Consider the following 5,700-nt stretch of genomic DNA (forward strand, 5'->3'; position numbering starts at 1 on the left):
CTATTTCAGGACTAGACAGTAGAAATGGCTTACAGCATGACCATCGGTGTCAATATCTCTTCGGCCATCAAGCCGACGGCACTTAGCACGCCGAGTATCCCGATGAGGTGGGAAGAGGCCCGCGAGCGCTTGCCCTGTCTGGCGGGCAGGGTCTGCTCGCTGTGCTGATGGATCTTCTGCACCACCGCCATGGCGCTGACATCCAGATGACTGTAGAAGCTGGCATTGAGCTGGGTCAGATGGAGCAATGATTGACGCATCAGCTCGAAGGTCTTGTGGCAAATCGGATTCTGCTTGTGCCAGAACGCCTCAAGGGTACCACGGGTGGTGAGACCCGGAATATCATACAGGGCGCGCCCCATGCAGAAGGTCGGCACATCGTGCAGCAGTGCGGAGAGACCGACAGTGCTGTTGATGGTGATGACCCCCTTGAGCAGTGGATAGAGGGTGGGCAATGGCAATTCATAGCCATAGAACACCCGTCCTTCCAGCCCGAGCAGCGCCACCAGGCGGTTTATCTGGGACTGATAGCTGACAAACCCCCGGTCCATGGGATGGTGCTTGAACAGCAAGACATCCTCGCTGCGGGCGCGCTCGGCAAAGGAGCTCATCACCTGGGCCACCATCCCTTCCACTCCGCTCAAATCCGAGTGCTCCCGGATCTGGAAGTCTTCGGTAACCTGCAGTGGTACGAAGAAAATGTGGCCCTTGTGTTGGGGCAGCGCCTTGAGCAGGCTGCGATCGGTCCACTTGTGCCACCACTTCATCACGCCGCCAGCCACCCAGCCTCTGGCCTCCTGATAGAGACTCCAGGGCCTGTGGTTGACAAAATGGGGGTAGCGCCAGCGCAGCAGGCTCTTGTTGATGTGATAGCGACTGGCATACCAGGCCCGGCGGGCAAAGGTCTTGCCCACTTTCAGTGGCGTCTCGTAAGGCGCTGGCCAACGCATGTCGGCCAACTTGTCTCGTTGGGCATAGAGCGGGCTGAAGGCATTGACGCCTCCTTGTTCCAGGGTCACATAGTCGGGGCGCAGGTAGCCCTCTTCCATGGCCCAGACAGCTATCTTTTTCTGCTTGCAGATGCGGATGGCCTGCTGGTGGTAGTAGCGGCAATCGCCGTAGCAGATCAGGCTGTCGATGCCATGGTGTTTGATAAAGCGGCGAAAGAAGGTGTCCCAGGTGTCCGGCTTGCCGGTAAAGCGTTCGTGATGGCCCACACAGCGCCAGCACTCATCCCCCCCATTGAAGTGGATCTTGTAGACCTCGTGGCCCGCATCGCTCAGGGTCTGGCTCAGGGTCTGAAAGAAGGGGCCCAGCGGTCCTTGCAACAACAAAATCTTCATGTACGGCTTATCTCATGAACGGGGGGAGGGAGGGGCGTTGCAACAGCGTCTGTGTCAGATAGCTCAGCTTGATCTGCCAGCGCTGCCACCGGCTCGATTTTTGGGGCGACGACAGCCCTTGCGCCGCCAGCTGGCGGATCAGCTGCTCCGGGCTAATCCAGAGGCCGGTCTGCCAATCGATATAGAGTGGATAGGCGACCAGCGTCAGGTAGACCAGCGCAGCCAGGGGCAGACTGCGTTGGCGGCGAGCAGGGGGATGGGCGTCGGTGGTCAGCCCCCAGCCGCTGTAGAAGGGCTGGCCCCAGGTCGTGACCTTGACCCCCTGCACCAGCGCCTCGAAGCCGCTGAGGGACGTCATGGTATGCAGCTCATCCACATGGGGATAGAGACTGGTGAGGCCGATATCCAGCACCTGGCTGTCGATACATTCCGCCAGACACTCAGCCGAAATGGCGCCAGCCCTGTTACCAGCGACCACATCCGGGTGTGGCTTGAATAAAATATGTGCCTCAGGCTTGGCGGCGCGCACGGCCCAGAGCAGTTGCTCATTGCTGCGAATGATAGGGCTGCCGGTCAGGATGGAGGCATCGCCATCCACCTGGCCGACCACCAACACCAGCGGGCGACCGTCTGTGGGGGGGCTGTAGTGCTGTGGCTCGCCGACATTGTATTTACTCACCCTGTGCTGCCTGAGCAGCTCGATCAGGGCGGTTCCCCGATGAACCTCTTGCTCGCTCAGTTGCCGATAGTTGAGCAGCTGTTCGAGCCCGCTGGCTGTGCGGCTGTCGAAATAGATACCCGCAGGGTCAAGCGACAGGGAAGAGGGGCGGCAGAGGTTGGAGCCGAGCCCGCGGGAGCGGATAAAGCCATCTTCTACCCGGATGGCCGAGGTGAGGTCGGGATAGCGGCTCCCCCAGACCAGGACCTGCTCGTCACCAGTCAGCCGCTGGGGCGGCGTGCTCACGAAGTGCAGCTCATCGGCCAGGTGGTGGCAGAACGCCTGCATAAAGGCGCGCTTCCACAGGGAGAAACCCACCAGATAGAGTCGGCGCCAGCGCGGAGCCGGCTTCTGCTGGCGGGCGATGATGGCCAGCACTTCTTCCACCTCGCAACGCTGGCCCAGCACGGGATCCAGATAACGTGGATAGAGGATCAGGGCCGCCGCGACCAGCTGGGCCAGTGGCACAGGGATGCTGCGTCGCTCGCATTGCTTGCTGTCACTGGTCAATCCCCAACCGGCGTAAAACGGCATGCCAAAGCAATGGACCGGCTTGCCGAGCAGCAAGGCTTCAAAGCCCAGCTGGGATGAGACGGTATAGACGGCGTCCACCAGGTTAAGCAACGCATGGGGATGGCAATGATCGGCGACCACCTCCACATCGTCCAACTGCAGCCGAGCCAGCACACCGCTCTTCTTGCCAAAACGGGTGTCAGGATGGGTGCGCAGTAACAGACGGGCATCGGGGTGGTTGCGGCGGGCCGCCTCCACCATGGCCACAAAGTCCGCCTCACTGGCTAGCGCCCCCGGAATGGAGAGATCACCGGCCACCTGATCCACCAGCAACACCCTGGGTCTGGCGTCTTGCAGCAGACGCTGGGCCAGGGTTGCTGGCAAGCCGCTGGCATCCCCGCCGCGAGCCGCTGGCCGGTCTGAAGAATGAAGAGATGGATAGACAGGGGGCGTGGCATAGCAGTTGTACTTGGTCACCCCGAGGCGTACCAGCTCACGAATGAGGTGCTCGGCTCGATCCAGCAGGGCGGGCTCACAGGCGGTGGCAATCAACTGCTCAAGCTGACTGGGCTGGCGCGCATCGTAATAGATGCCGACGGGATCGGCGATCAGTGACACCGCCTTGCCTCCCCGGGCGGGATGGCCGATATAACCGATAAAGCCATCTTCCAGCTGCCAATAGGGCAGACCCAGCTCTTGCGCCTTTTGTTTAATCTGACGGGTATTGGCCTTCTGGCCCCAGCCCACCAGCACGTCATCTTTCGCAAACACCATGTTCGCTTTGAATGGATGTAATTGGCTGCCAAGCATAGGTTCAATATTCGCTTTTCTGGCCAGGATGCCTTTTGAACCTGTATATAATGTCATTTTTGCTCTGCGCTAGAAAACTCCCCGTGTCAGTACGGGGAGTGTGGGTCAGATGAAGTGATCTGCTTCGAGTAATGACTTGGCTGTACTGTCTTTCGCGGACGTCATGATATCACAGTCAAGCTCAGGCCATTCGATGGCAATGGTTTCATCATTCCACTTAATACCGCGGTCACTGCTGGAGGCATAATAATTGGTCGTTTTGTATAAGAACTCTGCTGTTTCACTCAAGGTTACAAATCCATGGGCAAATCCTTCCGGGATCCACAACTGCCGTTTGTTCTCACCTGACAGATGCACTCCAACCCATTGCCCGAAGGTCGGTGAGGTTTTTCTGATATCAACCGCGACATCGAACACTTCACCCGCGACACAGCGTACAAGTTTTCCTTGAGCATGGGGAGGTAGTTGATAGTGCAGGCCGCGTAACACACCTTTAGATGACTTGGAATGGTTATCCTGCACAAATGTCACTTGATGACCAATCGCCGCTTCAAATTGCTGGTGGTTAAAGCTTTCAAAGAAAAATCCACGGTCATCACCAAATACCTTTGGTTCAAAAATGAGCACGTCGGGTATCGAAGTCTTGATTACATTCATTTCTCATATCCAAATCGAATTTATTTAATGTGAGGGGCATTAATCTCCCCTCATTATCAAGTCAGGCTTTGGTAACCATCTTTAGCAAATATTGGCCGTACGCATTTTTTGCTAGCGGAGCTGCCAGTTGGCGGACTTGGTCTGCATCAATAAATGTTTGACGATAAGCGATTTCTTCCGGGCAGGCCACTTTCAACCCCTGGCGGGTTTCGATGGTCTGAATGAAGTTGCTCGCCTCAATCAGGCTCTCGTGGGTGCCGGTATCCAGCCAGGCATAGCCGCGGCCCATCATGGCCACCGACAGATTGCCTTGCTCAAGGTAAATGCGGTTGACGTCGGTGATCTCCAGTTCCCCACGCGGGGATGGCTTCAGACTCTTGGCAATCTCCACCACGCTGTTGTCATAGAAGTAGAGCCCCGTTACCGCATAGTTGCTCTTGGGCTCCAGGGGTTTCTCTTCCAGTGAAATCGCCGTCCCTTTGCTATCAAACTCCACCACACCGTAGCGCTCGGGATCATGCACGTGATAGGCAAACACGGTGGCTCCACTGGCTTTGGCCGCCGCGCCTTCCAGCTGTTTCTGCAAGTCGTGGCCGTAGAAGATGTTGTCACCCAGCACCAGCGCGCAGTCATCGTTACCAATAAAATCTTCCCCCAGAATAAAGGCTTGGGCCAACCCATCCGGGCTCGGCTGTACCTTGTATTGCAGGTTCAGTCCCCATTGGCTGCCATCTCCCAGCAGTTGCTCGAAACGGGGGGTATCTTGTGGTGTGCTGATGATGAGGATGTCGCGAATACCTGCCAGCATCAGGGTGCTCAGCGGGTAATAGATCATCGGCTTGTCATAGATAGGCAGCAGTTGCTTGCTGACCGCCATGGTCACAGGATAGAGACGAGTGCCAGATCCACCGGCCAGAATAATACCTTTACGTTTAGTCATCGTGCTTGATTTCTTATATTTGAATTATGTAAGTCATCAAAAAGAGTGAGCTTAACACCACTCTTTTTGCGTTTATCCCTGTTGGCGAGAGGCATAACATCCTCGCACCGCTTGTCATTTTATTATTTGCCGAGGATCTCGGTCAGCATGCGCTTCACACCCACTGTCCAGTCCGGCAGTACCAGCTCGAAGGTGCGCTGGAATTTGCTGGTATCGAGCCGTGAGTTATGAGGGCGCTTGGCGGGGGTCGGAAACGCGCTGGTCGGTACGGCATTGACCTGAGTCACGGCCAATTCAACACCGGCGTCTTTCGCTGTGGCAAAGACCAGCTTGGCATAGTCAAACCAGGTGGTGGTACCGGAGGCGATCAGGTGATAAAGGCCCGTTACCGCCGGTTTATCCTGTGCAATACGGATCGCGTGAGCGGTGCAGTCGGCCAGTAACTCGGCCCCCGTCGGCGCACCAAACTGGTCGTTGATAACCGACATCTCGCTGCGCTCCTTGCCAAAACGCAGCATGGTCTTGGCAAAGTTGGCACCACGGGCGGCATACACCCAGCTGGTCCGGAAGATAAGGTGACGGGAACACAGCGCAGCGGCCTGCTCGCCTGCCAGCTTGGTCTCCCCATAGACGTTGAGTGGCGCCGTCGGGTCTGTTTCAACCCAAGGCCGCTCGCCACTGCCATCGAACACATAATCGGTGGAGTAGTGTACCAGCCA

The 5,700-nt window shown here is 57.2% G+C and carries 5 protein-coding genes; all 5 read right to left on the reverse strand.

The annotated features are described in order from the left end of the window. Positions 1-29 precede the first annotated feature (29 nt). Positions 30-1,343 carry a capsule biosynthesis protein gene (locus LG30_RS0113895; protein ID WP_033131295.1) on the reverse strand — a complete coding sequence of 438 codons (1,314 nt, stop codon included), beginning with the start codon at positions 1,341-1,343 and terminating at the stop codon, positions 30-32. A gap of 7 nt (positions 1,344-1,350) precedes the next feature. After that, a complete protein-coding gene (locus tag LG30_RS0113900; protein WP_456690757.1) occupies positions 1,351-3,348 on the reverse strand; it encodes a capsular polysaccharide biosynthesis protein in 1,998 nt (665 codons plus the stop codon). A gap of 141 nt (positions 3,349-3,489) precedes the next feature. Then, positions 3,490-4,041 carry a dTDP-4-dehydrorhamnose 3,5-epimerase gene (gene rfbC, locus LG30_RS0113905; RefSeq protein ID WP_033131297.1) on the reverse strand — a complete coding sequence of 184 codons (552 nt, stop codon included), beginning with the start codon at positions 4,039-4,041 and terminating at the stop codon, positions 3,490-3,492. 61 nt (positions 4,042-4,102) lie between these two features. Continuing rightward, positions 4,103-4,981, reverse strand: a complete 879-nt coding sequence (gene rfbA, locus LG30_RS0113910; protein WP_033131298.1) for a glucose-1-phosphate thymidylyltransferase RfbA — start codon at positions 4,979-4,981, stop codon at positions 4,103-4,105. A gap of 122 nt (positions 4,982-5,103) precedes the next feature. Further along, positions 5,104-5,700: dTDP-4-dehydrorhamnose reductase (rfbD, locus tag LG30_RS0113915; RefSeq protein WP_033131299.1), on the reverse strand; the 597-nt coding region annotated here is incomplete at its 5' end.

This window comes from Aeromonas aquatica, from assembly GCF_000764655.1.
Taxonomy (GTDB): Bacteria; Pseudomonadota; Gammaproteobacteria; order Enterobacterales; family Aeromonadaceae; genus Aeromonas; species Aeromonas aquatica.